23 protein-coding genes and 2 pseudogenes (1 of these 25 running past the window's edge) are annotated in these 25,335 nt (G+C 45.6%); 15 read left to right on the top strand and 10 right to left on the bottom strand.

Features of this window, described 5'->3' with window-relative positions; translation table 11 throughout:
• Positions 1-134: 134 nt before the first annotated feature.
• The 5 genes and pseudogenes from G7035_RS04640 (at position 135) to G7035_RS04620 (ending at position 4,535) form a co-directional block, all read left to right on the top strand.
• Positions 135-1,043: a carbohydrate ABC transporter permease gene (locus G7035_RS04640; RefSeq protein WP_017428430.1), complete on the top strand. Its 909-nt coding sequence runs from the start codon at positions 135-137 to the stop codon at positions 1,041-1,043.
• Positions 1,044-1,048: 5 nt separating this feature from the next.
• Positions 1,049-1,888, top strand: coding sequence for a carbohydrate ABC transporter permease (locus G7035_RS04635; protein ID WP_013369435.1), 840 nt, complete (start codon positions 1,049-1,051; stop codon positions 1,886-1,888).
• Positions 1,889-1,906: 18 nt separating this feature from the next.
• Positions 1,907-3,019 carry a rhamnogalacturonan acetylesterase gene (locus tag G7035_RS04630; protein ID WP_017428429.1) on the top strand — a complete coding sequence of 371 codons (1,113 nt, stop codon included), beginning with the start codon at positions 1,907-1,909 and terminating at the stop codon, positions 3,017-3,019.
• A gap of 73 nt (positions 3,020-3,092) precedes the next feature.
• A pseudogene (locus G7035_RS04625) lies at positions 3,093-4,081 on the top strand (glycoside hydrolase family 88/105 protein).
• 52 nt (positions 4,082-4,133) lie between these two features.
• Positions 4,134-4,535: a sensory rhodopsin transducer gene (locus G7035_RS04620; protein WP_019686151.1), complete on the top strand. Its 402-nt coding sequence runs from the start codon at positions 4,134-4,136 to the stop codon at positions 4,533-4,535.
• Between the two features lie 102 nt (positions 4,536-4,637).
• On the opposite strand, the gene G7035_RS04615 is transcribed toward G7035_RS04620, so the two are convergent.
• From G7035_RS04615 to G7035_RS04605, 3 genes are all read right to left on the bottom strand, one after another.
• Positions 4,638-5,588 (bottom strand): DMT family transporter, encoded by a 951-nt coding sequence (locus G7035_RS04615; RefSeq protein WP_019686152.1) that lies wholly within the window; start codon positions 5,586-5,588, stop codon positions 4,638-4,640.
• Positions 5,589-5,795: 207 nt separating this feature from the next.
• Entirely contained in the window at positions 5,796-7,112 is a 1,317-nt protein-coding gene (locus tag G7035_RS04610; protein ID WP_029514832.1) for a glutamate-1-semialdehyde 2,1-aminomutase, read from the bottom strand.
• 82 nt (positions 7,113-7,194) lie between these two features.
• Complete coding sequence (locus G7035_RS04605) at positions 7,195-8,316, bottom strand: LCP family protein (RefSeq protein ID WP_019686154.1); 1,122 nt, start codon at positions 8,314-8,316, stop codon at positions 7,195-7,197.
• Between the two features lie 103 nt (positions 8,317-8,419).
• Here G7035_RS04605 and G7035_RS27640 point away from each other — a divergent pair.
• The 4 genes and pseudogenes from G7035_RS27640 (at position 8,420) to bcp (ending at position 11,558) form a co-directional block, all read left to right on the top strand.
• A pseudogene (locus G7035_RS27640) lies at positions 8,420-9,459 on the top strand (ABC transporter ATP-binding protein).
• Positions 9,452-10,246: an ABC transporter permease gene (locus tag G7035_RS04595; protein ID WP_016819311.1), complete on the top strand. Its 795-nt coding sequence runs from the start codon at positions 9,452-9,454 to the stop codon at positions 10,244-10,246. The pseudogene G7035_RS27640 and the gene G7035_RS04595 overlap by 8 nt, the downstream one beginning before the upstream one ends.
• A gap of 4 nt (positions 10,247-10,250) precedes the next feature.
• Positions 10,251-11,039, top strand: a complete 789-nt coding sequence (locus tag G7035_RS04590) for an ABC transporter permease (RefSeq protein ID WP_019686156.1) — start codon at positions 10,251-10,253, stop codon at positions 11,037-11,039.
• A gap of 42 nt (positions 11,040-11,081) precedes the next feature.
• Positions 11,082-11,558: a thioredoxin-dependent thiol peroxidase gene (gene bcp, locus G7035_RS04585; protein WP_013369445.1), complete on the top strand. Its 477-nt coding sequence runs from the start codon at positions 11,082-11,084 to the stop codon at positions 11,556-11,558.
• A 63-nt stretch (positions 11,559-11,621) separates the two neighbouring features.
• On the opposite strand, the gene G7035_RS04580 is transcribed toward bcp, so the two are convergent.
• The 6 genes from G7035_RS04580 to G7035_RS04555 all read right to left on the bottom strand — a co-directional run bounded on the left by G7035_RS04580 (position 11,622) and on the right by G7035_RS04555 (position 18,058).
• Positions 11,622-12,737: a GerAB/ArcD/ProY family transporter gene (locus G7035_RS04580; protein WP_019686157.1), complete on the bottom strand. Its 1,116-nt coding sequence runs from the start codon at positions 12,735-12,737 to the stop codon at positions 11,622-11,624.
• A gap of 15 nt (positions 12,738-12,752) precedes the next feature.
• On the bottom strand, positions 12,753-12,989 hold the full coding sequence (locus G7035_RS04575) for a hypothetical protein (protein ID WP_016819308.1): 237 nt from the start codon (positions 12,987-12,989) through the stop codon (positions 12,753-12,755).
• A 31-nt stretch (positions 12,990-13,020) separates the two neighbouring features.
• Positions 13,021-14,130, bottom strand: coding sequence for a GerAB/ArcD/ProY family transporter (locus tag G7035_RS04570; protein WP_019686158.1), 1,110 nt, complete (start codon positions 14,128-14,130; stop codon positions 13,021-13,023).
• A gap of 5 nt (positions 14,131-14,135) precedes the next feature.
• On the bottom strand, positions 14,136-15,344 hold the full coding sequence (locus G7035_RS04565) for a Ger(x)C family spore germination protein (protein WP_019686159.1): 1,209 nt from the start codon (positions 15,342-15,344) through the stop codon (positions 14,136-14,138).
• Positions 15,341-16,882, bottom strand: coding sequence for a spore germination protein (locus tag G7035_RS04560; protein WP_019686160.1), 1,542 nt, complete (start codon positions 16,880-16,882; stop codon positions 15,341-15,343). The genes G7035_RS04565 and G7035_RS04560 overlap by 4 nt, the downstream gene beginning before the upstream one ends.
• A 519-nt stretch (positions 16,883-17,401) precedes the next feature.
• A complete protein-coding gene (locus tag G7035_RS04555) occupies positions 17,402-18,058 on the bottom strand; it encodes a DedA family protein (protein WP_017428421.1) in 657 nt (218 codons plus the stop codon).
• A gap of 145 nt (positions 18,059-18,203) precedes the next feature.
• Between G7035_RS04555 and guaA the strand changes: the two genes are divergently transcribed.
• Together guaA and G7035_RS04545 are read left to right on the top strand one after the other, a co-directional pair.
• The gene (gene guaA / locus G7035_RS04550; protein WP_017428420.1) at positions 18,204-19,742 is read left to right on the top strand and encodes a glutamine-hydrolyzing GMP synthase; all 1,539 of its coding nucleotides are present in this window, start codon (positions 18,204-18,206) and stop codon (positions 19,740-19,742) included.
• Between the two features lie 469 nt (positions 19,743-20,211).
• Complete coding sequence (locus tag G7035_RS04545; RefSeq protein WP_019686161.1) at positions 20,212-20,829, top strand: Type 1 glutamine amidotransferase-like domain-containing protein; 618 nt, start codon at positions 20,212-20,214, stop codon at positions 20,827-20,829.
• Between the two features lie 99 nt (positions 20,830-20,928).
• Here G7035_RS04545 and G7035_RS04540 read toward each other — a convergent pair whose 3' ends face one another.
• A complete protein-coding gene (locus G7035_RS04540; protein ID WP_019686162.1) occupies positions 20,929-22,059 on the bottom strand; it encodes a Gfo/Idh/MocA family protein in 1,131 nt (376 codons plus the stop codon).
• A 129-nt stretch (positions 22,060-22,188) separates the two neighbouring features.
• Between G7035_RS04540 and G7035_RS04535 the strand changes: the two genes are divergently transcribed.
• The 4 genes from G7035_RS04535 to G7035_RS04515 form a co-directional block, all read left to right on the top strand.
• A complete protein-coding gene (locus G7035_RS04535) occupies positions 22,189-23,034 on the top strand; it encodes a LysR family transcriptional regulator (RefSeq protein WP_019686163.1) in 846 nt (281 codons plus the stop codon).
• A 187-nt stretch (positions 23,035-23,221) separates the two neighbouring features.
• Positions 23,222-23,695 (top strand): MarR family winged helix-turn-helix transcriptional regulator, encoded by a 474-nt coding sequence (locus G7035_RS04525; RefSeq protein WP_019686164.1) that lies wholly within the window; start codon positions 23,222-23,224, stop codon positions 23,693-23,695.
• Positions 23,696-23,732: 37 nt separating this feature from the next.
• A complete protein-coding gene (locus tag G7035_RS04520; RefSeq protein ID WP_016819289.1) occupies positions 23,733-24,122 on the top strand; it encodes a hypothetical protein in 390 nt (129 codons plus the stop codon).
• A gap of 220 nt (positions 24,123-24,342) precedes the next feature.
• A protein-coding gene (locus G7035_RS04515) for an NCS2 family permease (RefSeq protein WP_016819288.1) crosses the window boundary here: on the top strand, positions 24,343-25,335 show its 5' portion. 378 nt of this gene lie beyond the right edge of the window; 993 of the gene's 1,371 nt are visible here — the first part of the coding sequence; its start codon is at positions 24,343-24,345; its stop codon lies beyond the right edge, outside the window.

Below are 25,335 nucleotides of genomic sequence, written 5' to 3'. Positions count from 1 at the left end.
GATTGCGCACGGTTGATCCGACGAACCCATCGTAGAGGCAACCTTTGTAGATATCAAAACAAAATTCATATAACAACGATTAATATATATATTTAAATTTGCTAATTTTTAAAATGCAACAGAAGGGAGGCTTGATGAGCTTGCGAAATCATCAGAGCTTGAAAGCCAATATGACCGGATATGCGTTTATCAGCCCGTTTATTGTGGGCTTTCTGGCATTTACATTAATTCCAATGTTTATTTCGCTGTATCTATCCTTTACCAGCTACAATCTGTTCACCCCGCCCAAATGGATTGGTCTGGGTAACTTCGAAAAAATGTTTACAGGCGATCCGAAATACTGGAATTCGATCAGGGTTACGTTTACGTATGTACTGGTCGGTGTACCGTTGCGACTGATTTTCGCGTTGTTTGTGGCGATGATTTTGAATACCAAGTCACGCATGGTGGGCACCTATCGGACGATGTACTATCTGCCTTCTATTATCGGGGGGAGCGTTGCAGTATCCATCATGTGGCGCAATATTTTCAGTAATGAGGGCATTGTTAACAGCTTGCTTTCGGCCTTGGGGGCAACCCCGGTGAAATGGTTTGGTGATCCGAATGCTTCGCTAATGATGCTAATCACCTTGTCTGTATGGCAATTTGGTTCATCCATGCTTATTTTTCTGGCAGGACTGAAAAACATTCCGCATGAAATGTACGAGGCATCCAGTGTAGATGGTGCTACGCCAGTACGGAAATTTTTCAGTATTACGCTGCCACTGCTGAGTCCGATTATTTTATTTAACTTGATAATGCAGACAATCAGTGCTTTTATGACCTTCGTCCCGGCCTATGTTATCTCCAAGGGTGAGGGCGGCCCAATGGATGGAACGATGCTGCATTCACTGTATCTGTTCCGGCAGGCGTTTATGTTCAGCAATATGGGATATGCGGCGGCTATGGCTTGGGTCATGCTTATTATGATTGCGATACTGACTGCGATTTTATTTATAACATCCAAATTTTGGGTATTTTATGAAGCGGAAAAGGGGCGCTGATACCAATGGCATGGAAAACGTTCAAATGGCCAATTTATCACATTCTGGTTGCTGCACTAGCGCTCCTAATGCTGTATCCCGTGTTTTGGATGCTGTTCAGCTCATTTAAAGAAAGTCGGACGATATTCGTCACAGCCTCCTCACTTTTCCCTACAGAATGGATTTGGCAAAACTATGTAACAGGCTGGAAAGGCACGACGGGTTATAACTTCGGCACATATATTCTAAATTCGCTTACGATCGTAGTGATTTCCACGATTGGCGCTGTGCTTTCCTCCTCATTGATCGCATTTGGCTTCGCACGCTTAAAATTCAAAGGGCGTAACTTGTGGTTTGCTCTGATGATGGTGACGCTGATGCTGCCAGGGGATGTAGTGCTGGTACCGCAATATATCATTTTCACCAAGCTTGGATGGATCAATACAATCTTACCGTTGGTAGTACCATCCTTTTTCGGGATGCCGTTCTTCATCTTTCTGATGGTGCAGTTTATACGCACGATTCCAGCAGAGTTGGATGAAGCGGCGACGATTGATGGATGCGGCAAGTTCCGGTTGTATTTTCGGATTATTTTACCCTTGCTCAAATCCTCGCTGGCTACGGCGGCCATCTTCTCTTTCTACTGGAAGTGGGAGGATCTATTAGGTCCGGTATTGTATCTGAACTCTCCAGAGAAATATACCGTATCGATTGCACTCAAAATGTTTCTCGATAGCGAGTCAGCCTCCAATTGGGGAGGAATGTTCGCGATGTCCATCTTAAGCCTGCTGCCTGTTATCGCTGTATTCTTCGCTTTCCAAAAGCAAATTGTAGAAGGAATGAGCACGAGTGGCCTGAAGGGTTAAGACCGAGGAGTGAGTAAAATGTGGAAGTTTGACTTTGGTCCGGGGGAGCCTGCGGATGGCTACAAGGCAGTGTCCCCGGATTGCATATATACAGCTGAACAGGGCTATGGCTTCGAGACTACAGAGCATGTGTACGGGCGACAAAGGCAGAATCCAGCCAAGGATGCACGCACACGGCTGCGAAACAGCTTTTGTATTCCACTGAACGCTTCGTTTATTGCAGATGTGCCAGACGGGCTGTATCTCGTCACTATACTGGTCGGCGATCCACTGGCGGAAACGCTCACGCGATTCCAGGCTGGCGAGGGCAAGCATATGCTGCCCCCGGTACACACGCTGCCGGGCCAGTTCACGGAAGCGATGTTTACGGTGCCTGTCCGAGGCGGCAGACTGCGCCTCACCGTATCTGGCACTGCGCCACGGCTCAATGCTCTGGAAATTGCACCCGCACTGCAGAGTCTTCGGCTATTCCTAGCCGGAGACTCTACGGTTACGGATCAAGGGCTGACCGGCTATCCTTATACAGGCTGGGGTCAGGCTTTGCCAGCCCTGTTCAAGCATGATGTCTGCGTGGATAATCACGCTGTATCGGGACGAAGCTCCAAAAGCTTCGTGGACGAGGGACGTCTGGACGCTATTTTGGGAGAAATGAAGACAGGAGACTTCCTGTTCATCCAGTTCGGTCATAATGATCAGAAGCCTGATCCGAAGCGGGCCACGGAGCCTTTTACGACCTACAAGGAGCATTTGCGCCTATATACCGACGGAGCTAGAAGCAAGGGCGGAACCCCGTTGCTGATTACGCCTGTACATCGTCGCTATTTTAACGAGGATGGTACGCTGTCCGATACACATGGCGACTATATAACGGCGGTTCGCGAGTTGGCGGAAGAAGCGAACGTGCCGCTCATTGATTTGTCTGCCCGCACGCAGGAGTTATATGAAGAGCTGGGCCCTGAAGAAAGCAAGGAGCTTTTTATGTGGCTGCTGCCTGGGGAATACATGAACTTTTCCGGCGGCCTGGAGGATAATACGCATTTTCATGAGAATGGTGCGATCCGGATTGCAAATATGGTGACGGCGGCTGTGAAGGAACTGGATTTGCAACCGCTGCGCATGTACTTACGTTGACGGATGACCTTTTTTGGAACAGGTGGCAAGGAGGGCAACTAACGTGAAGCTTACCAAAGGAGGAGACGTAGCAATGCCCGCATTGAGTTTTGATGAGGAACAGATTAAACAGGTGATTGGCCGGGTGGAGTAGCCTTTTATGGAGTATGCGAGGCCTATGAAGCAACAGGCAATGAACAGTATTTGACCAAGCTGAAAGAATGGGTTGACGAAAATATTGAGGATGGACTTCCGCCACTGTCGGTGAACGGCGTTTCTGTCGGGCATTGTTTGTTGACGCTACATCAGGCTACAGGTGAGCAAAAATACCTGGATATCGCTATCGAGATGGCAGAATTTTTGACGAAAAAAGCTGAGCGGTTTGCCGACGGCATTTTCCAGCATACCGTGAATTCACTACATGATGTATTTCCGCAGCAAGCATGGGTGGATACGATGTTTATGGCCGGTTATTATTTGCTGCGGATCGGTCATTTGCTGGGCAACAAGACATATTGGGAGGATGGAATCCGGCAATATCACGGGCATGAAGAATTTTTGCAGGACCCGGATACGAATTTGTATTACCATGGCTGGGATCATGCGAACCAAAGCCGCATGTCGGGCATATACTGGGCGCGCGGCAATTCATGGGCAGCACTCACGATGGCCAAGGCGCTGAAATGTGTCGAGGTGCAGCATCCATCCTACATGATCATTGACGGCTCACTGCGTGACCAACTCAATGCACTGGTGCGGCTGCAATCCCCCGAAGGGCTATGGCATACGGTGCTGAACGATGATACCTCTTATCTGGAAACCTCTGGTTCGGCAGGAATTGCGACTGCTTTGCTTATGCAGGGCCGATTGTTTAACAAATACACGCAAAAGGTGATTGACGGTATCCTTTCCCGCATTAAAGAGGACGGCACAGTGACTGGCGTATCCGCTGGAACTGCTGTAATGAACGATATAGATGGCTACCGAAACGTACCCTACAAACGCATTCAGGGGTGGGGTCAGGGCTTGGCGCTTGCTTTTCTGGCTGAACTGCTGCGTACCCAGGAGAATCCGTACGGGTAGAAAAGAGGCATAGAGATATAAAAGTATTCATAGCTGAAAGGAGGCCATTGGCATGGGAGATACTGAACGGTCACAGGAAAAGGCGGCTAATCAGCCGCGAGGAAGCTTATTCTGGGTCATTCCCGACGGGTATATTCCACCGGAAAGCCGGGGAGAGCTGCTCAGTCATGAAAGTATATGTGTGCTGAACTGTGGAAACTGTGCGGCAAAGCTGAGCATAGACATTTATTTTGAAGACCGCGAGCCGTTGGAGGGAATGATCGAGGTGGTGGAAGGAAGACGAACCCGCCATATCCGAACAGCCTCGCTGGAAAAGTCCGGCGAACGGATTCCGACAGGTATTCCTTACGCAATTACGGTCACTAGCGATGTGCCTATCATCGTACAATATAGTAGACTGGACACGACACAGCCAGAGCTGGCATTAATGAGTGTCATGGCGTACCCGGTATAGTCAGACGAAGACAAAGAAGATAAAAAAAGAAATCTCCAGGCTGGAATTGCCCCGCTTGGAGATTTCTTTTTTAAGACAAGATTTGTGCCTGCTCTTAGTCCATTATTGCGATTTTGCCGAAGTTGTTTTGATCGGCGCGAAGCTTTTTCGTCCTGCGAAATTGGTGCCCACCACACCGATAATAATCACCACAGCACCAATAATGTGATAGTAGGCAAGCTGTTCCTTCAAAATGTAGGCACCGGCAATCATGGAGATAAGGGTGGATAAATTACCAATCACACTCATTTTGGAGGCTTCGATCCACTTCAAGGCAAAGCTCGATAACAGCGAGGTGACGAGGGTAGACAGTATGCCCAGATAAGCCAGTGCTAGCCAATAATCTGGCTTTACCAGCGGCGCGGTATAGGCGCTCATAGAGCCGTCTATGGCATGATACCCCAAGGCCGCCAGGTTAAAAACGATACATCCTAAAATGGAGGTAACGTAGGTCAACTCCATCGGGCTGTACTTTTGCGTTAATGGACGAGCCAGCACGTTATAGCCAGATAGGCATATAGCAGAGAGCACGAGCAGAACAATACCGCCAAAGCTATTGGAAGCTAACGGTGCTCCGCTCTTCATCACAAATATAAAAACCACGCCAAAGACAGACAGTAGTAAGGAGATCTTTTGAAGCACTGTTGTGCGCTCTTTAAGAAAATAGGAGGCTAACAGAAGTGTAAAGATAGGAACAGTAGCTTGAATAATTCCACCTTCCGATGAAGAAGTGCTCATCAGCCCGAACGCTTGTAAGGGGAAAAAAAGTAAAGGTGAAAGCAGCGCCAATGGCAAGATACGCAGCACATCACGCCACTTGATATTGATTTTAATCCAACCAAACAGCACTGGAATGGTCAAAGCGATCAATGACAACCCAAAGCGGTGGGCGATCACATCCAGTGGGCTTGCCTCCGTCACTGTCAGTTTTACAAATAAAAATGAGAAGCCAAGTATAGCTGCATAGCTGAGAGCTGCCAGATAGGCGACCCCATTTCTGGAACGACTGTGCATAATAAACCTCCGTAATCATGATCTCAACTTGTGGTTCTCTCAATATAACCGGATGGCATAACCAGATACAATTCATAAATTTCACAACTGTACGGGTACAGTTGTGAAATGAAAAAGAGCTGAAACGCAGTCCCAGATGTCGGATACCCATCTTTAAGACTACTTCCAGCTCTCATTCTATTCATATTTTATCGCTTACTGCTCTGCTTATTTACCTTGTGACATCGCACGGAACGAATCGTCCGCTGCTTCCAGCGTGGCATCCACGTCTTCGTCCGTATGCGCTGTTGTGAGGAACCAAGCTTCGAACTTGGACGGAGCCAGATGGATACCACGATTCAGCATGTGACGGAAGAAGGATGCGAACGCTTCGCTATCCGTGTCCTGCGCCTGTGCGTAATTCGTGATCGGATGATCGCAGAAATGCGTCGAGAACGCTCCACGAATGCGGTTGATCGTCAACGGCACGCCGTAGCGATCAGCGGAAGACTGAATACCGTCCGTCAGTCTCACAGCCAGACGTTCCATCTCTTCATACACGCCTTCCCCTTGAAGAACTTCAAGGCAGGCGATGCCTGACGAGATCGAAGCCGGGTTGCCCGCCATTGTACCTGCCTGATAGGCTGGGCCGAGTGGGGCAACCTGCTCCATGATCTGCTTGCTGCCGCCGTAGGCACCAATCGGCAGACCACCGCCCATGATTTTGCCCAGCGCGGTCAAATCCGGCTGAATCGCATCATGATTGTCCAGACCTGCATACGTTTGGGTTGAGCCGTAGTGGAAGCGGAAGGCAGTAATGACCTCGTCATAAATGACAAGGGAGCCGTTCGCCCGCGCCATCGAGCACAGCCCTTCCAGATAGCCTGGCTGCGGCATCACCATGCCAAAATTACCGACAATCGGCTCCACCATGACTGCCGCCACATCGTCGCTCCAGCGCTCCAAGGCTTGGCGCAATGCGTCAAGGTCGTTGAATGGCACAGTAATGACCTCGCTCGCAATGTTGGTTGTAATACCTGCGCTGTCAGGTATGCCCAGTGTGGAAGGGCCGGAGCCTGCGGCTACAAGTACCAGATCCGAGTGACCGTGGTAGCAGCCGGCAAATTTGATGATCTTGTTCCGCCCCGTATAGGCTCGTGCCACACGAATCGTCGTCATGACTGCCTCTGTGCCGGAATTCACAAACCGGACTTTATCCATAGAAGGAATAGCCTCCTTCAGCATCTTGGCCAGTTTGATTTCTAATGCCGTCGAGGTTCCGTACAATACGCCATTCGCAGCCGCTTCGCTGATAGCCTTGGTAATATGGGGGTGAGCATGTCCGGTAATAATAGGGCCGTAGGCCGCCAAATAATCGATATACCGATTATCATCCTCATCCCAGAAATGAGCGCCTTGGGCGCGTTTCATGAATACTGGAGCGCCACCGCCCACAGCTTTAAAGGAGCGTGAAGGGCTGTTAACGCCCCCGACAATATGCTCCAGGGCTTCTTTATATAGTGCTTCGGAGTTTTCCCGTTTCATCATCAAAACTTCCTTTCCGTTCATTAAAATAGGGTATACACACGCCAAAGGGCAGCGTTCACGGCTGCCCCTGCATACATCATTATAGCTCTTTTTGTTCTGTCTTTGTTGTTGATTGTGTGGAAGCATCCTCAGTACTGGTTTTATTGCCTCCTGTAAAGGAAGCTTTATCCGTCTTGGAGGACGATGCACTATCCGGCTGTTTCGTTTCGTTCTGATCCTTATTTTGTTCCTGTGTTTGTGTAGGAGGATTATTAAATATATCCTGTACATAAGATTTCAGTTCTTCCGGATCACGGACGGTAAGAACTGCCGCGCCGCCCACATTTTCTTCGCCAAGCAGCTTCATCGGTGGAACCTGTTCGCTGCCTGCAAAGCTGCTTTGGTACCCCACATTCGCCAGCTTCCACATATCGTTAACACTGAGATTCGTATCAATGTACGGGTTAACCTGCTCTAAAATGCTTGGCAGATTAGCAATGGAAGTCGTGGTCTGCATTTTCTGGGCTACAGCCTCCAAAAATGCCCGTTGCCGTCCGGAACGGGAGAAGTCGGACATGGCATCGTGGCGGAACCGCACATATTGAAGCGCCGTCTTGCCGTCCAGATGCTGCATACCCTTTTTCAAATCAATATCATATTCATGCTTATCCGCATTACTTGTATAATGCATATCCTTTTCCACTTCAAAATCAATGCCGCCTACAGCGTCCACCAGTTTAATAAAGCCTTGGAAATCCGTATACACATAATATTGCACTGGGATGCCCAATAGATCGCCAGCCGTCTTCATGGCCGTATTGGGTCCGTGAGTAATGGCGGTGTTGATCCGATTTTTTCCGTAGCCGGGAATATCCACGTACGTATCACGCAAAATAGAGAACAGGTGCATTTTTTTCTTCACAGGGTCCAGCGATACAACCATCATGCTGTCCGATCGGGGGACTTCCCCTTTCTGGATGCCACGACCATCGACACCCATCAGCAAAATGTTGACCATATCAGTACCTTCCCACTTGGGCGGTTCCGGTGTACGAACCTGATCGACCTGCTTTACATTTTTGAAGGGGGAGTTAGCACCCTCTTTATGCAGATTATCCAGCTGATTATAAATGGATGTAAAATAGTACACGGCAAAGCCGACAATCGCGACGATTACCACGGCTAGAACCGACCATATCGTCCTTTTGGTTCTGCTTGTCATGGATGCTCTCCCTTTCGCTTTTCAGTTCATTACATTATAATTTCTTTTTGGAGCACAATCAATTTAACTATGGATTTTACAAATCCTGATTGAGAGGTATAACATGCTGGCAATTGATGTGCAGGATCTGCGCAAAACATTTAAGGTTCAAAAAAACCGCGAGGGCTTAAAAGGCGCCTTCCTTGATTTATTCGCCCGCGAATACAACGAGGTGGCTGCGGTCAAAGATATATCCTTCCGTATTCCGCAAGGGGAAATATGCGGTTATATTGGTGAGAACGGGGCCGGAAAGTCCACCACGATTAAGATGTTGACAGGTATTCTCGTGCCAACATCGGGACATCTCAAGGTGGGGGCTATGTCCCTTATGAGGATCGCGAGAAGTTTGTAGGTAACATAGGCGTTGTTTTTGGTCAGCGCAGCCAGCTTTGGTGGGACATCGGCGTGATCGAGTCTTTTCAACTGCTGCGCAAAGTATATCAGGTTCCAGCTATGGACTTCAAACGCAGGCTGGATGAGCTGGTAGAAAGGCTGCAATTGCAGGATTTGCTAAGCCGCCCGGTGCGTAAACTTAGTCTTGGACAACGGATGCGTTGTGAGCTGGTAGCTGCTTTGCTGCACAATCCGTCGATTGTTTTTCTGGACGAGCCGACCATTGGGCTTGATATCATGGTGAAGTCCGAAATTCGTGAGTTTTTGAAGGACATGAACCGGGAACACGGGACCACTATTTTGCTGACGACCCATGATTTGCAGGATATTGAGGCGCTGTGCTCGCGCGTCATTATGTTGGATGATGGGAATATCATTTATGATGGTGGACTGGATGATCTCAAGGCTCGTTGGGGGACAGGTCGGGAAGTACGGTTCCAATTTGGTACGACGACTGTGCTGGAGCAATTGCAGGCATGGACAGCCGATATGCCATTGACGTGGACTATGGATAACGATTTGGCTGCCAAGGTGTGGATTCCTCTTCATATTAATGTATCGGATGTGCTGGCTAACGTAGTTGGCCGCACGGATATTACGGATATCAAAATCATTGAAACCAACACGGATGATATCGTTCGCAGTATCTATCAGTCTGGCTCGGCAGAACGCCAGGGCAATCCGCTAGTGGAGGCCAAAGTTCATGCTTAGCGTATATACCGATTTTATTCGTATCCGATTTCTCACGATGCTTGCTTATCGTGTGAACTATTATTCGGGCATACTTATTTATTCCATGAATATCGGCGTGTATTATTTCACATACAAAGCGATATATGGCGATGCGGGTAGTATTGGAGGCTTTACTGCTGCTCAGATGACGACCTATGTAGCCGTATCGTGGATGGCGAGAGCCTTTTATTTTAACAATCTGGATCGCGAAATATCGACAGATATTCGTGATGGAAGCATTGCTATTCAGATGATCCGACCTTATAACTATGTACTTGTTAAGTTTATGCAGGGACTCGGTGAGGGGATGTTTCGCTTCCTCTTGTTTATGATTCCGGGCATGGCGATTGCGATGCTGCTGTTCCCCGTGAAGCTTCCCAGTGACCCGGTAGCCTGGATTGGTTTTCTGGTCATGCTGTTTTTCAGCTTTCTGATCAACACTCAGATTAATATTATTACGGGCTTGACGGCCTTTTTTATCGAAAACAATGAGGGCATGATGCGTATGAAGCGCGTAGTCGTAGACCTGTTTTCTGGGTTGATTTTGCCAATTAGCTTGTTTCCGGGCTGGCTGGCGACAATTTCCCAATGGATGCCGTTTCAGGCAATTACTTATTTGCCGGGCTCTGTATTTACGGGACGTGTAAAAGGCGTTGGCATATGGAATGTGCTGGGTATCCAAATCATTTGGCTGGTCGTTCTGCTCGTGCCGATGATCATCATTTGGCGGCTGGCGCGCAGACGTCTGTTCGTGCAGGGAGGGTAAGCCGATGATGTACTATTTGGGTCTCATTAGCGAATATTTGAAAAATTACATGAAGTCACGGCTCACCTATCGTGCCGACTTTTGGGTAGAAGTCATTTCGGATCTGCTCTTTCAGGCCACGAATCTTATTTTTATTTTAGTTATATTTATGCATACAGACAGCTTGGGTGGCTGGAGTGAAAATGAGGTCGTGTTCGTTTATGGATTTTTTATGGTTCCTTACGGACTGTTTAGTTGTTTCGTTAATCTTTGGAACTTTAGCGAGCGTTATATTGTAAAAGGTGAACTCGACCGAGTGATGACCCGTCCTGCGTATAATCTGTTCCAAATTTTCCTTGAAAATGTGGACCCGCCCGCGTTGGTCGGCTCAGTGATTGGTCTGATTATTATGGGGATCAGCGGCGCACAGATGGATTTGGCTATGGAGTGGTGGTTTATACCAGCGTTGATCGTTTTGAGTTTAAGTGCCGTGGCGATCTATACGGGTATATACACCATATTGACTTCTCTTTCATTCTTTTCGGATGCGCCCACAGGAATTATTCCGCTCATGTACAATATTCAGGGCTACGGACGTTATCCGGTAACGATCTATAACCGTGCCATTCAGGTTGTGCTGACTTGGATACTGCCTTTTGCTTTTGTTGGCGTATATCCCGCTTCCCTGTTCCTTCAACGAGAGGACATGCGCCATATGGCGCTCTTAACTCCTGTGATGGGAATTGTCTTTCTCACACTAGGCTTACTGGCTTGGAACTGGGGGATTCGGCGTTACCGGGGTGCTGGCTCATAGGGCGGATGATATAAGAACCCCTACAAGATAGGAGATGATAAGATGTCCACGACATTGACCGTTATTGGACAAGCGGCACCAGACTTTGAATTGCCTGGGAGTGAGGGAAAGAGTGTCAAGCTGTCGGATTATCGAGGCAGTAGAGTATTGTTGTACTTTTATCCCAAGGATCTGACCTCTAGTTGTTCGACCCAAGCTTGCGATTTTCGGGATAAACATGCGGAGTTTGAAGGTTTGAACACCGTGATTCTCGGCATAAGCCCCGATCCACTTAAGCAGCATGACAAGTTTATTGCCAAGTACGGTCTACCTTTTCAGTTGTTATCTGATGAAGAGCATCAGGTGGCTGAAACCTATGGTGTATGGCAGCAAAAACAAATGTACGGCAAGCAGTACATGGGCATTGTTCGCTCTACGTTCCTTATTGATGAGAATGGCATTTTAGTTCATGAATGGCGTGGTTTAAGAGTCAAAGGGCATATTGATGCTGCGCTGGCTTACATTCAGGACATGGCATAAGTTATGAAAAACCTTTTGGAATCGCGTTATGCTTTTTAAGCATCGGTTTCAGAAGGTTTTTTGTTAATGTTTAGATATGTTTTGCCGCTGCTTCCACTTTCGCCGACAGAGGTAAACAATCCATAAAAGAAGTGGAATGATCAAGCCGTTCGTATAATGCCAGGCTGCCATGGGATAAACAAGAGTTCTTACATAATAAAACACATTGGGGGTTACCAAAATGGTCATTCCATACACAAGCGCCCCCGCAGGTATAATAAAAGGTTGAACATTAGAAATTCGAAACAACTGGGTTATACCGAAAGTAAAGGCAAAGAAGAAAATGACTCCCTTAAAATAAGCGACTAGTGCCCAGAGCAAAGCAACCAGTGATTCAATGCGTGTAATATAATTCAGCTCATTAATTTTGGTTGAAAGGGCAGATGAAATGTATGGACTGTAGTTGGTCACGAAGGGTCCAATCACAAGCAGGGAGAGCAGCAGAAAGAGGCTAATCAGTACTCCGCCTAGAAGCGATGCGAGCAGCATATCCCTTTTAAAATGACCTTTTTTGTTGACAAAAGGGAAAACCATGAGCATGATAGACATTCCGGCAAAAGGCATTGCCGCGCCTGGAACCATCCCTTTAGCAACTGGAGCGAGCCCGTTTTCCAAAACAGGACGTACATTAGAAAGGTGAATTTGTGGTAGCAGCGCTAGGATCAAGCCACTAAAAATGAATATATACACAGGTATCAAAATCTCGCTAACCCGACTAAAGGCTTCAATTCCCGCTAATGCAGCAAGCACAAGCATCAAAACTTCCATCGCCAGTAGAACGCGCAAAGGAGTGTCCTCAAATATCTGTGTAGTCAGATAATCACCTACCTCTCTCGCATTAAGGACGACCCCCATGAAGAAATAAAACAAATACCAGCAGGAGATAATGGTTCCGAACACGGGCCCCAAAATTTTGCGAATCGCTTCAATAAGTGTAAGATTCGGGTGGAGTTCATGAACGCGAATAAGCACGTAAATAATGATTAAGCCCAGCGGGATGGACAGTATGGAGCTGATCCAGGCATCCTGATGAGCAATATGTGTAATCATAGTCGGATAGATTAAGAGCATATCCCCGATTAAACTCATAAACATCAGGACAGTCACTTGCCGAACGCTAATACGTGCTTTTTTTGACATGTGGCTGTCTCCTTTCTAAAAACCAAATACATGTGATACAAAAGCGTTAACAGGGTTGTAGATGATTTCAATCAGCACCAGCGGGCTTGGCGTAACCTCTGATTTAGCGGCAAGGACACTAAGCCATGTGCCTATTCCGAGCATAATGATGTACACGAACATATCTTTAAAGCGATGTTTTCGATACAAGCCTGGCAAATCTTTGGCAGCAATGGCTAGACCGATACAGATAATAACAGTGGTGATTAGCACGGTGAAGGCTCCTTCCGTTAAAGGGTGTGGATCAACTGGGTTCCAGGCTGTGGCGGCCTTTCGATCTTAACTTGTATACGATAAGCAGCAGCGAAGGAAGGACAACAGAATCCGTCAAATCCCAATAAATCCAGGCATGGACGATCGTATCCAGATAGTAAGTAATATTAGGCGCCGACACGATAATCAGACCAAACAGGATCATGAAGCTAGGACCAAGAAAGGTCCGAACATTATTTAATCGCAGTAGCTGAGTCATTCCTAATGTAAAGGCATAGAAGTGTAAAATGGTTTTAACAAAGGTAGTGATAATCCAGGCAGTACTCATCATGGATTCAATTCTCTGCAAGAAATTTCCTATGTTGATCTTTTTAGATAGCGTATAAGAGGTGTACACGCTATGTTCGGTTACAAAAGGGCCCAGCACCAGGAGAGAAACTAGGAGTAGTACGCTTAACAGAATACTGGCAGCAAGTCCGGAAAGTAAAACGGATTTTTTTAGACCCGGTTTTTTGCTCACATAGGGAAAAATCATGAGTAAAAAAGCTAGTTCACCGAATGGGTAGGAGAGCGCAAATAGGCTGCCCTCCATAATTTTAGGAATACCTTGCTCCATAATGGGCTTAAGCTGCTGACTGTCACATTGGGGAAGCAAGCATAGGATTAAAAACAAAGCGAAAGCCAAGCATAATGGAAATAAGATTTGAGCCGTACGCGCAATGGGTTCCAATCCCATATACATCCCCCACATCAGCACAAGGATGAAGAGTAAATTGATCACGGGAAGAGGCGTCATCACATAGGTCTGACTGTTCATAAAATCTCCGACTTCTCTTAAATAAATCGCTGAATTCATCATTAAATGGAACAAATACCATATGGAGATGAGGGCGCCTAGCCACGGACCCAAAATTTGCTGACAGAGCTGCACAAAGGTGAGATCAGGATACAGCTGATGTACCCGCAGGAGTAGCAGTAGTACAGCCAGTCCTGCAGGGATGCTAAGTAATGAGCTAATCCAGGCATCCTGCTTGGATATGCTAGTAATGAGGGAGGGATACACCAATACACAGTCTCCGATAATACTCAAAAAAACGAGTACGGCTATATTTGTAATGCTGATACGCCCTTTCTCCTCCACCAAGCTCACTCCTTTATTTCTTTTTGGAACGATTCAAACAAGGAACCAATTTTTTTGATCGTAGTCTTTGCCTTGTATTCAATCTGTAAATCCATAAATGGATTTTCTTTTTCTTCTTTTAGTCTTTTCCAAAGCTCTGGTTTGGACTGGTGGATCAGTTGACCAAAGCCGAATATGTCTGACTTAAACTCACGTCGAACAGTCTCTACGGAATGCTTCATAATTTCAACAATTTTTTCATTGCTTGCGGCCTCAATTTCTTTAATATCAGCCATACTGCTTAACTTCATATGCTCACAGTTGACCTCTCGTACTGTGCTGTCGTTGGTAACGGATATAGAGATAACAGGTTCTCCATCGCGAATGATCACTTTTTTTTGGGTGTTGCTTCTTAAGGTTAATAAGGCGATATTACCTCCTCCCTGACAATCGGTGTGCCCCGTTGTAGACTCCACTTTATCCCTGATGTAACTGAGCCCTTTACTGTCAAGGTCATTGATCCATCCCAGCAACCGGTCTTTTTTGAATACACCATTACCTGAAAACCGCAATATGGTTTCAGGCGATATGCTTTTGGTGGCATCCATACCTTTTTCATTGGTCGATTCTATATCTCCCACAGCTTCCAATGCGGGCAGAGTGGACTGGATGTCGGGATTAACCAGATCGCTAAGAAGTTGATCCATGGTTACTTTGGTAGCAGGAGCCCAGGTTTTGGTTAAGGTATCTAACGAAGCAAATAATTTATTTGCCGGCAATTTTTCCATTGGAGTGGGGATCTTTAACATCGTAGAAGCCTTGTTATTCTTGGCTATCGCAATATAAAAGTCGCTTCTGGTAAAAGGCTCTCGCATCATGGCTTCAATCGCATCAGCAATTCCCCTTCTCGCATACTCCTCACCTAAAATCAGCATACGAATATGAGATAAATAAATGGAGCGCGGACTTGTATTCGTCATTTTTTCAATGGCCTCTTGAATCGTGGGTGCAGTGGCCTGATAAGTAACGACTGGAGGGCCTGCACTTGGTGATGATTTGGAAGCTACAGCAGAAGGAATGACCACCTGAGCGGTTACCTGATACTGGTCTCCTTCCATATCCACACCGATCCCAATAGCGATGCCCAACTCATTTAATTCTTGGCGATCCCAGCAACCACCTAACAGTAATGCAATCAGGCCCCAGACGAAGAACAAATGTATGGTCTGCTTCATGGCTGATCCCTTCTGGTTTTTGATTTATTACCGATCCGTCTTTTTTTCGTTTTTTGGCGAATCGTATTTTGGATAGAGATGGATTGAGGCCGTGTCTTCATGCGAGGCCAAGGTAGGCGAAACAGCGTATCTTTCAAATCGCTTTCCACATATGGGCCGAATGGACTCATATAAGAGACGCCGAACGATCGCAGACTGGTTAAGTGCAGCAAAAGTACAATTAACCCCATCAATATTCCAAGCAGCCCGAAGGCTGCGGCTAGCATCATTAAAGCAAAGCGGGCAATACGAACCGCAATGGAAAGACCGTTTTCCGGAATAACATAGCTGGAGATCGCTGTAATGGACACAACAATAACCATAGCCGCCGAGACCACTCCTGCATCCACGGCTGCTTGTCCAATGACCAGTGTACCTACAATCGAGACGGCTTGCCCGACGGTCTTGGGAATTCGAACTCCTGCTTCACGCAAAATTTCATAAGTTATTTCCATGAGCATCGCCTCGACAAAAGCCGGAAACGGTACGCCTTCTCTTTGTGCAGCGAGACTGACCAATAAGTTTGTAGGAATCATCTCTTGATGAAAGGTAGTTACCGCAATATATACTGCTGGCGCAAGCATAGCGATAAAAAAAGAAAAGAAGCGTAGCATACGCAGCAAAGTGCTGATGTCAGCACGCTGGTAATAATCCTCTGCCGACTGGAAAAATTGAACGAACAATGCAGGTATCAGTAGAACAAATGGTGTTCCGTCCACCAAAATAGCAATTCGCCCTTCCAGCAGGCTGGCAGCGACTGAATCCGGACGCTCGCTGTTATAAATGGTGGGAAACAGGGTATAGGTTTCATCCTGAATTTCCTCCTCGATGTAACCTCCTTCCAAAATTCCGTCAATATCAATTCGGTCCAAACGTTCTCTCAGTTCCTGAATAACTCCTTCGTCAGCGATGCCTTTGACATACATTACGGCCACATTGGTGTGGGTGACTTGCCCGATCTGTCTTGTTTCCATCCACAGGCGCGGATCGCGGATTCGCCTACGAATTAGAGCGGTATTGGTTCGTAAATTTTCGGTAAAAGCCTCCATTGGACCCCGTACGACACTTTGGGATTGGGGCTCGCTAACACTGCGATCCTCCCATCCGACCGCATCAATCCATATGCCCTTTGCGTATCCGTCCAGCAAAATGATAATACTGCCGGATAACATTTGATTGAATAGGGCGTCCATTTCATCCACACTACCTGAGTTACCTGCAATCAAAACTTGATTCTTCAAATAGTCGAATGGTTCTGCGCCCTCCGGTAAATGATGTTCATTTACTCGCATTAATGAACGCAGGACGGAATCATGAAGTAATTGAGTGTTGACCAGACCATCGATATAAAACAGAGCCGCTGGCCATTTCTGCATCCATAGTAGCTCTTTAATGATTACATCTCCGCTGTTTCCAAAGGAGCTCTCGATATGATTTACATTATCCTTCAAGTTAGAGGATACATGAGTAAGTGGACAACTTTTATTCTGATTTGGCATACGTAAAATCCTCCGATATTGGAGTTTGTTGGCTTAGTATGCTCTGAATATATGGATTTATGCCTTGACGGCTGCAAAGTAATCTGATGATTAGTGCTAAATGGTTAATTATATTTTTGTTTAATTTATGGAGTCTGTCGTATTAGAACTGATTAGAATGGTAGATTGGCAGTACAGGGAGTTATTCGCTGCAGGTAACATTAATGAATTGGGGGGGGCGTTTCTCCGTATCGCTTTGTTGGGTTTTAATATAACGGCTTATGGGTTCGGGATTTAGCGTAGGTGTCTTACTGTCTAGTGGGTGATTCCTTTTTTGGTCCTGTCATCTGCGGAGGGTCTGCTTATTACCCGCATATTTGGTGGAGACATTATTAATGCAGGAGACCCCATTGTATTTACAGGGTCCATTGTTGGGTATGCTGACGACGTAGAACCAAGGTATGATCGGAATGTCTATGTTTGGAGCAGGGGTAGCTCGAATCATGAGCCGCGAATGTGGGCTCGGCTGAAGGAGTTTAACTATTCCGTGTCATCTTTGCTGCTGGTTTTTACTGATTTTTTGGATTTGTATAGCGATCCAAACAGGAAGCTTCTCCACCGATATATAAAATACAGCAGGATTACGAATCCAACCGCTGCTGCGATTCGTAGTGCGTACAGCTCTACCAAATGGAAAATGGCATCCCATTGCGGGCCAAACAGCTTGCCGATGCTTAGAAAGAGGACGACCCAGAATAAAGCACCGCTGTAAGCATACAGGACAAATTTACGGAAAGAAAGAGCTATAATTCCAGCAAAATAGCCGGTAAAATGCCTGACACCTGGGATGAAATATCCAAGGAAAATAAGCCAGTATCCATAATGTTGAAACCATTTTTGTGTTTTCTGTAGCTTGTCCGGCGATAACAAAACCCATTTGCCGTATTTCTGAATAAAGGGAAGCCCAGCCCATTTTCCAATAAAATAGGTAATGGTCATACCGATGGTTGTGCCCAAAAAAGCTAACAGCACCAGCTTGCTGAAATCCAGAGTACCGGCATAGGAGAGATATCCCGCATAAGCCATCGTGGTTTCCCCGGGAAAAGGCAAGGCAATAAACTCCAGCAGCAAGCCGAAAAAAAGGACGCCGTATCCATATTCTTCGAACAATTGCGCAATCCATTTCAGCACATCCATCGTGTACACTCCTACGGGCAGATTAAGTAATTTAGAATCAATTTATTTTATCAATCTTTTCATGACCACTCAACTATGGTTGATTTCTTGACGTGTTGTTTTATCGTTGCGTATAATGAAACGAACAATTGAGGGAGGCACGGTAATGAATAAGCCTAATGAAATCGTTGTAGTTCTCGATTTTGGAGGACAATACAACCAGTTAATTGCAAGAAGAATTCGGGATCTCGGCGTATATAGCGAGCTCCTTCCATACAATACGCCTGCGGAGAAGCTGAGAGAGCTGGCGCCGAAAGGGATTGTTTTCTCAGGCGGACCTTCCAGCGTATATACAGACAATGCTCCTCAGGTGGATCGGGCAATTTATGATCTTGGCATCCCTATCTTTGGTATTTGTTATGGTATGCAGTTGATGGCTCATCAACTGGACGGTAAGGTAGAACGTGCGGGCAAGCGTGAATATGGCAAAGCAGACGTGCAATTCAATGAGGATGCCCGTTTGACTAAAGGGCTGGATTCTCGTCAAACGGTATGGATGAGCCATGGCGATCACGTTACAGATCTGCCAACTGGCTTTACACTGGATGCGGGAACAGAGAGTGCTCCGATTGCTGCGATGAGTAACCTGGAGCGGAATCTGTATGCGGTACAATTCCATCCAGAGGTGCGTCATTCTGTTCAAGGTAATGAGATGATTAGCAACTTCCTGTATGAAGTGTGTGGTTGTGAAGGCAACTGGACCATGGAATCGTTCATTGAAGAGCAAATCCGTGAAATCCGCCAACAAGTAGGCGACAAGAAAGTACTGTGCGCTTTAAGTGGCGGCGTGGATTCTTCCGTTGTAGCCATGCTTATTCACAGAGCGATCGGCGACCAACTGACATGTATGTTCATTGATCACGGACTGCTGCGCAAGGGTGAAGCCGAAAGTGTAATGGAGACGTTCGTTGGTAAATTTGATATGAAAGTTGTCAAAATTGATGCACGTGAGCGTTTCCTGTCCAAACTGGCAGGAGTGGATGATCCGGAACAAAAACGTAAAATCATCGGTAACGAGTTTATTTACGTCTTTGAAGAAGAATCCGCTAAATTCGATGATTTTGACTTCCTGGCACAAGGCACGTTGTACACAGATATTGTAGAGAGCGGAACAGCAACGGCACAAACTATCAAGTCGCACCATAACGTAGGTGGTTTACCGGAAGACATGAAGTTCAAACTGATCGAGCCTCTGAATGCTTTGTTCAAGGATGAAGTGCGTAAAGTCGGCGAAGAATGTGGACTTCCGGCCGAAATTGTATGGCGTCAGCCATTCCCAGGTCCGGGTCTTGCCATCCGTGTATTGGGCGAAGTGACAGAGGACAAGCTCAAGATTGTCCGTGATTCTGACTTTATTTTGCGCGAGGAGATTGCCAAAGCGGGTCTGGATCGGGAGATTTGGCAATACTTCACCGCTCTGCCGAATATGAAGAGTGTTGGCGTTATGGGCGATGCCCGTACGTATTCCTACACTGTAGGTATTCGCGCAGTAACGTCGATCGACGGTATGACCGCCGACTGGGCGCGTATCCCTTGGGACGTGTTGGAGAAAATCTCCGTTCGTATTGTTAACGAAGTGGACAACGTCAATCGTATCGTGTACGACGTAACTTCCAAACCACCAGCAACAATCGAGTGGGAATAAGCGTGGAGACTCCCGCATCGTAACCACGAACCCTTTGAGATTCACCAATACAACATCAGGCTCCTCCGCATCGGCGAATTATCGCTATGCGGTGGGAGTCTTTTTTTACGGGGGCAAGGTCGAAACTTTGCTCGGGAAAGTTTTACTGCACGGCAACCTCAATCGACGAGGTTTAGCTAAAGGCGAACAGCATGGCCTCATGCGACGGATATATAAAGTCATTTGTTATTACAAAACAGAATATGAAGTTGAAAAAAGGAGATATTATGCAATGGTAATGTCTCCTCTTTTTATATGAATTTATTAGCTTCAAGCTATAAATAGCTTAAATCAAGTATGGAATTAAACGTTTGTTTTTCATGTCATCCTCTAATGGTGTCATGTTTTGATACCAATATATTTTATAATTTATCTAGATTAAAGTGTTACATATCCCGGTTCATTAAACGCTACTAAGGAGAATTAAGAGATGAAAAAATTATTTTTGTCGTCCTCATTTAAGGATGTTGCACCATGCTTAGTCCATTTCGCCGATGAAAACTTGGAAGGAAAAAAAGTCACTTTCATCCCAACCGCAAGTATTCCAGAGAAAGTTAAGTTTTATGTGAATACAGGGAAAAAAGCATTAGAGAATTTAGGATTAATCGTGGATGAAATCGAAATCAGCACAGCAACATGGAATGAAATAGAGAGTAAAATTAGAGGAAATGACTATATTTATATGACCGGAGGCAACACATTTTATTTACTTCAAGAGTTAAGAAGAACCGGAGCTGACAAAATCATTGCTGAGGAAGTTAATGCAGGGAAGTTGTATATAGGCGAATCGGCAGGTTCGATGATTTTATCACCTAATATCGAATATGCCCGACTTATGGACAATGTGCAGGAGGCGCCTGCTTTGGATTCCTTTGCTGCACTCAGGGCAATTGAATTCTATCCAGTCCCTCACCATACGAACATCCCGTTTAAAAAAGCGGTGGAGAACATCATTGAGGAATATGGCAGCCAATTAAATTTATATCCAATCAGCAACGAAGAGGTTATTTTGGTTGAAGGTGATAGTATAAAAGTCGAGAATGCATGACTTCATTAAATAAAGGAGAATTTCAACTGCTAAATATTTTAAAGAACCTTCAATCCACATCTATCATGGTATTGAAGGTTCTTTTTTTAAAATTCTAACTTACCATACGATCTTTTTCCCAGTTGTAGCCGATTCCTCGATGCGGTCCAGTAACTGATGTAGTTTTAAGGCATGGTTGAAATCGGGGGCGAGACGGGTGTCCGTCAAAATATCCCTGGCAAATACATGATGAGCTTTGGCTACATTCAGGGTTACCCCTTCTTTTGGGAAATCCAGGGTACTATCAGGTTCATGAGCTATACTGATTGTTTCAAAATCACCGTTAGGCGCATGACTCTGCTCATTACTTGGCTCATGTATCAGTTTTTCAAGCGTCAGATTCCCAAATTGAATATGCCCAAGCGAAGGATTCTGTGACAAACGCAAAATGCCCTTTTTCCCCTGAATCTCTAGCTCAAACTTAGAATTCACTCCACCTTGAATGTGAACGGATGTCGGTGCTCCATTTTCCATTAGTCCGTGAATCAGAATTTGATCGGCAGTATCCTTGGAAATGACTTCACCCGTTTCATGAATAATGGCTTCATTATAACGGGAGGATGTGATGGCCGATAGCTCACGGAATTCGCCAACGATGTATTGTAGCGCATCCAAGGAATGCCCTCCGTTAATGGTCAGTAGGTTGGCACCACTGGCTCTATTCAGCAGATAAGACGTATCCTGATTTGTTCGTCCTCCTTTGCCGGGAGTAGCTACTTGCATATGACAGGATACTATTTCACCAATTGTCCCGTCTTCCACCAGCTTTTTCATCATTTGCACCTCAAAATCCTGACGTGCCTGCAAGCCGACGGTATGATGGATGCCCGCCAGTTCCGCCGCCTTAGCCATTTCAGTAGCTTCCGCAGTGTTGGCCCCCAGAGGCCACTCACAAAAAATATGCTTTCCCTCTTGAATAGCCGCCATCACCGCCTCATAATGATGGGGAACTTTTACGCTCACCACGACCATGTCCACATCCTCGGAAGCTGCGAGCTTTTTGGCATCGTCAAAAGCTAATGTTGCCCCTACGTCCTCTGCACTTTTTCGTGCACTCTCCATACGGGAAGTGCCGATGGCCGTGATATCTAAGCTCGGGTGCTTGAGCAAAGCAGGAATATGCGTTTGGCTGGCCCATTTGTTATTCATCGAACCTCCTATGATACCTGCACGAATTTTCTGTTTAACCATGTGCCATCCCTCCTAATTTTAAAATGTGAGTAGAAAATAACGCTTAAGCCCAATATAATACACTTAACTCATAAAGAATAATGCTTGTTAATGATGTAGATATCATTTTATTTGATGGGAGGTAAAGCGGTGGATATTCAAAATATGCAGGCATTCGTTTCGGTGGCAGAGCTTAGAAGTCTAACAGAAGCTGCCCAGAAGCTGAATCATCTGCAATCGAATATGACGGCAAAAATAAAGAAGCTGGAGACCTATTATGGCACAGCGTTATTTTACAGAAAGCCTCGTGGTATGGAACTGACACCCGCAGGCGAAATTTTATACGCTCAGTACAAGCAAATTTTGCTGCTATGGCAAGACACGGAGATGAAAATGAGACCTCAGGAGGAAAAACTGCGCGTCGGCACGATGCAGTCCATTGTAGCAGGCGAAACAACAAGGGCGCTAACGAAGGTATATGAGATGTATCCGCAGGTTTCGGTGACATTAAAAACGGGAACCACCACGGAAATGGAACAATTCATCCTCGACGGAGAGCTTGATATTGCTTTTGTTACAGGATATCCTACCAACCCATATATTCATTATCAAAAAATATGCCGTGAAGAGCTGGTGCTGGTGGGGAAAGGTATACACGAAGGTTCGGATCTCCAGCAAGTACTACAAGGAGCTTCTATTATCATATTGTCGGATAGCTGCCTGTACCTCACGCATTTAGAGAAGATGTATCAGGACATGCAATTGACCCATAGCGAGGTTGTCGAGGTTGGAATATTTGATACGATGGTGGAATTCGCTCTAATGGGAATGGGAATTACCCTTATGTCCAAAAAGCTGGCCCGGCAATTTAAAGTAGCATCCTATCTACCCGTTCCTCCGGTTTTTGGCTATATGGATACATATTTAATATCTCGTCCCAATCACAAAATGACAGCAATTGAACATAAATTTATCGAAATCAATAATACGATCTAATAGAATAGGAGAGACATCGAATGCCAATTAATCAAGGCAAATACCAAGGTAGCCATGCTGTATTTCTGGGCGATAGCATTACGTTTGGATATGACTTGCGTGATGGAGAAAAGCCATAGCCCCAACTTTTTTGTGATATGTAGACTTGTCTCATGGCTTGTTTATTTATAGTGAGGGTGTATAATACTTGATATATCAATTGATGGGTCAAGTATCAGAAGGAGGAGAGATAGTCATCGAACATTGCTCTGAAAAAAGCCAGTTATTTTATCGCATGCATCTTTTGTGTAAAGAAATGAATAACGCTTTTGAAGCACAGTTAAAAACCAGCTTTACCAAGGTCGAAATTTTGTATCATATTGACCATCGTCAGGAATTAAGTCAGCTGGAGCTTCAACATCTGCTCGTTCTGGATGGTGCAGCAGTGACCCGGCATCTAAAAAGGCTGGAAGAGGAAGGTCTGATTTTACGCAGTAAAAAAGAGCAGGATAAGCGTGTAACTTATATACGTTTAACCGAATTAGGGATTCAAGAGCTGCAAGTTTTGACAGAGCAGAGACAAGCCTTTCAGGAACAACTTCTCTACAATTTTCAAGACGAGGAAATTGTGGCTTTAACAGATGCACTACAGCGTATGTCTAGCAATGTGAAGAATATGTAAAAATATGCGAGGACAAAATGATTTTGGAGGCCACTCGATGAAGATTTTAGAAGACTATTTTCACTACTATGATTTAGCAAAAGATGATGAGACGAGCAGAGAACGATTAATTAGCCTTTTTTCCGAGAAGATTGAGTTTGTATTGAATGGTAATCGAAAACAAGGGATGAACAGTTGGAAAAGCTTTTTGAACATGTTCTTCGAGGGGACGCTCGAAATCAAGCATATGTATGAGGGGTGGAAGCTTGTTTCCGAAGAAGCTGATACCTATCAAACTAAATGGGCAGTGTGCGGTAAAAAAGTAACAGGCGAAGTTTATACACTTACTGGAGTGGACAAAGCCCGACTAGATACAGAAGGGAAGATCGTTTATCTGGAAAATATACCAGATACAGCGGATGCTTTTGATAAGTATAAAAATATCTGATTATCCTAAATAATAACCCGCCAGCTGTATAATAGCTTGCGGGTTATCTATTTTCCGAACAATACATATGTGTTCAATTTGTAACATTCGTTTTTTCTGTTGACAAGCCGTAGGCGAGAGCCTAAAATAACGGATGTAATATAGCGTATATGAAGGCGAATATTACAGCAATTGAACGACAACAATACGAGTATGCTTTGCGTAGGAGGAATTACGACTCATGGAGCGTTTCTTTAAATTAAAGGAACATGGCACGAACGTCCGCACCGAGATTATTGCGGGGATCACTACTTTTATGACCATGGCTTATATCCTGGTGGTCAACAATACCTTTTTGGGACCAACTGGAGCGGGGATGCCTAGTGAAGCTGTTTTCTTTGCGACAGCAGTAGGTGCAGGTTTAGTAACCATTCTGATGGGCTTGTTTGTAAATGTGCCGATCGGTATGGCACCAGGGATGGGCTTGAATGCTTATTTTATGACTGTAGTCTTGAGTTCTAATGGGATGATTACTTGGCAAGCGGCACTTGGCGCTGTATTTATATCCGGTATCGTCTTTCTGATTTTAACTGTTACCCGGGTTAGACAGATGCTGCTTGTTGCAGTTCCGGAAAATTTAAAAACCGCTATTACAGTTGGTATCGGCTTGTTTATCACAATTGTTGGCTTCAAGCTTTGTAATCTGGTTATGGTGAGTATTGTTCCAGGGACAGATGTTGGTCAACCGGTTCCGGGTCATGCTTTTAATTTGGTTCTGGGTAGCCTGGTACATCAAAAGGATGCGCTGCTGGCGCTAATCGGGTTGCTCATTATCGCAGCGTTGATGGTCGTTCGGGTCAAAGGCGCATTGCTGATTGGAATCGTAGCTACTACATTAATCGGTATTCCGATGGGTGTAACGAATCTGAGTAGCTTGACAACAGGCCACTGGATTCCAAATTTCAGCAATTTGGCAGTAGGTCAGCTAGACCTGAAGGCAGCTTTGCATATTGGTTTGTTTGATATTATTTTCATCTTCACATTTGTAGAGTTGTTTGATACGTTCGGTACGTTGGTAGGTACAGCTACACGCGCAGGCATAATGAAAGATAAGAAAAAAGGCGAGAAAATTATCGGTAAAGCGATGCTGGTAGATGCTGTTGGCGTAAGTACTGGTGCGGTATTGGGTACAAGTACAATTACAGCATTTGTAGAAAGCTCCGCAGGGGTAGAA

Origin of the sequence: Paenibacillus polymyxa, assembly GCF_015710975.1 — a bacterium.
GTDB classification, from domain to species: Bacteria; Bacillota; Bacilli; order Paenibacillales; family Paenibacillaceae; genus Paenibacillus; species Paenibacillus polymyxa.
This window is presented reverse-complemented; position numbering and strand designations above follow the sequence as displayed.

What these genes read in the sequence shown, in the direction of transcription:
- bcp (WP_013369445.1), top strand. Translation starts at nt 11,082, where the DNA reads ATGTCCACGACATTGACCGTTATTGGACAAGCGGCACCAGACTTTGAA.
- G7035_RS04540 (WP_019686162.1), bottom strand. Translation starts at nt 22,059, where the DNA reads ATGGTTAAACAGAAAATTCGTGCAGGTATCATAGGAGGTTCGATGAAT.
- G7035_RS04630 (WP_017428429.1), top strand. Translation starts at nt 1,907, where the DNA reads ATGTGGAAGTTTGACTTTGGTCCGGGGGAGCCTGCGGATGGCTACAAG.
- G7035_RS04595 (WP_016819311.1), top strand. Translation starts at nt 9,452, where the DNA reads ATGCTTAGCGTATATACCGATTTTATTCGTATCCGATTTCTCACGATG.
- G7035_RS04635 (WP_013369435.1), top strand. Translation starts at nt 1,049, where the DNA reads ATGGCATGGAAAACGTTCAAATGGCCAATTTATCACATTCTGGTTGCT.
- G7035_RS04565 (WP_019686159.1), bottom strand. Translation starts at nt 15,344, where the DNA reads ATGAAGCAGACCATACATTTGTTCTTCGTCTGGGGCCTGATTGCATTA.
- G7035_RS04610 (WP_029514832.1), bottom strand. Translation starts at nt 7,112, where the DNA reads ATGAAACGGGAAAACTCCGAAGCACTATATAAAGAAGCCCTGGAGCAT.
- G7035_RS04545 (WP_019686161.1), top strand. Translation starts at nt 20,212, where the DNA reads ATGAAAAAATTATTTTTGTCGTCCTCATTTAAGGATGTTGCACCATGC.
- G7035_RS04605 (WP_019686154.1), bottom strand. Translation starts at nt 8,316, where the DNA reads ATGACAAGCAGAACCAAAAGGACGATATGGTCGGTTCTAGCCGTGGTA.
- G7035_RS04590 (WP_019686156.1), top strand. Translation starts at nt 10,251, where the DNA reads ATGATGTACTATTTGGGTCTCATTAGCGAATATTTGAAAAATTACATG.
- guaA (WP_017428420.1), top strand. Translation starts at nt 18,204, where the DNA reads ATGAATAAGCCTAATGAAATCGTTGTAGTTCTCGATTTTGGAGGACAA.
- G7035_RS04555 (WP_017428421.1), bottom strand. Translation starts at nt 18,058, where the DNA reads ATGGATGTGCTGAAATGGATTGCGCAATTGTTCGAAGAATATGGATAC.
- G7035_RS04560 (WP_019686160.1), bottom strand. Translation starts at nt 16,882, where the DNA reads ATGCCAAATCAGAATAAAAGTTGTCCACTTACTCATGTATCCTCTAAC.
- G7035_RS04640 (WP_017428430.1), top strand. Translation starts at nt 135, where the DNA reads ATGAGCTTGCGAAATCATCAGAGCTTGAAAGCCAATATGACCGGATAT.
- G7035_RS04620 (WP_019686151.1), top strand. Translation starts at nt 4,134, where the DNA reads ATGGGAGATACTGAACGGTCACAGGAAAAGGCGGCTAATCAGCCGCGA.
- G7035_RS04615 (WP_019686152.1), bottom strand. Translation starts at nt 5,588, where the DNA reads ATGCACAGTCGTTCCAGAAATGGGGTCGCCTATCTGGCAGCTCTCAGC.
- G7035_RS04580 (WP_019686157.1), bottom strand. Translation starts at nt 12,737, where the DNA reads ATGTCAAAAAAAGCACGTATTAGCGTTCGGCAAGTGACTGTCCTGATG.
- G7035_RS04520 (WP_016819289.1), top strand. Translation starts at nt 23,733, where the DNA reads ATGAAGATTTTAGAAGACTATTTTCACTACTATGATTTAGCAAAAGAT.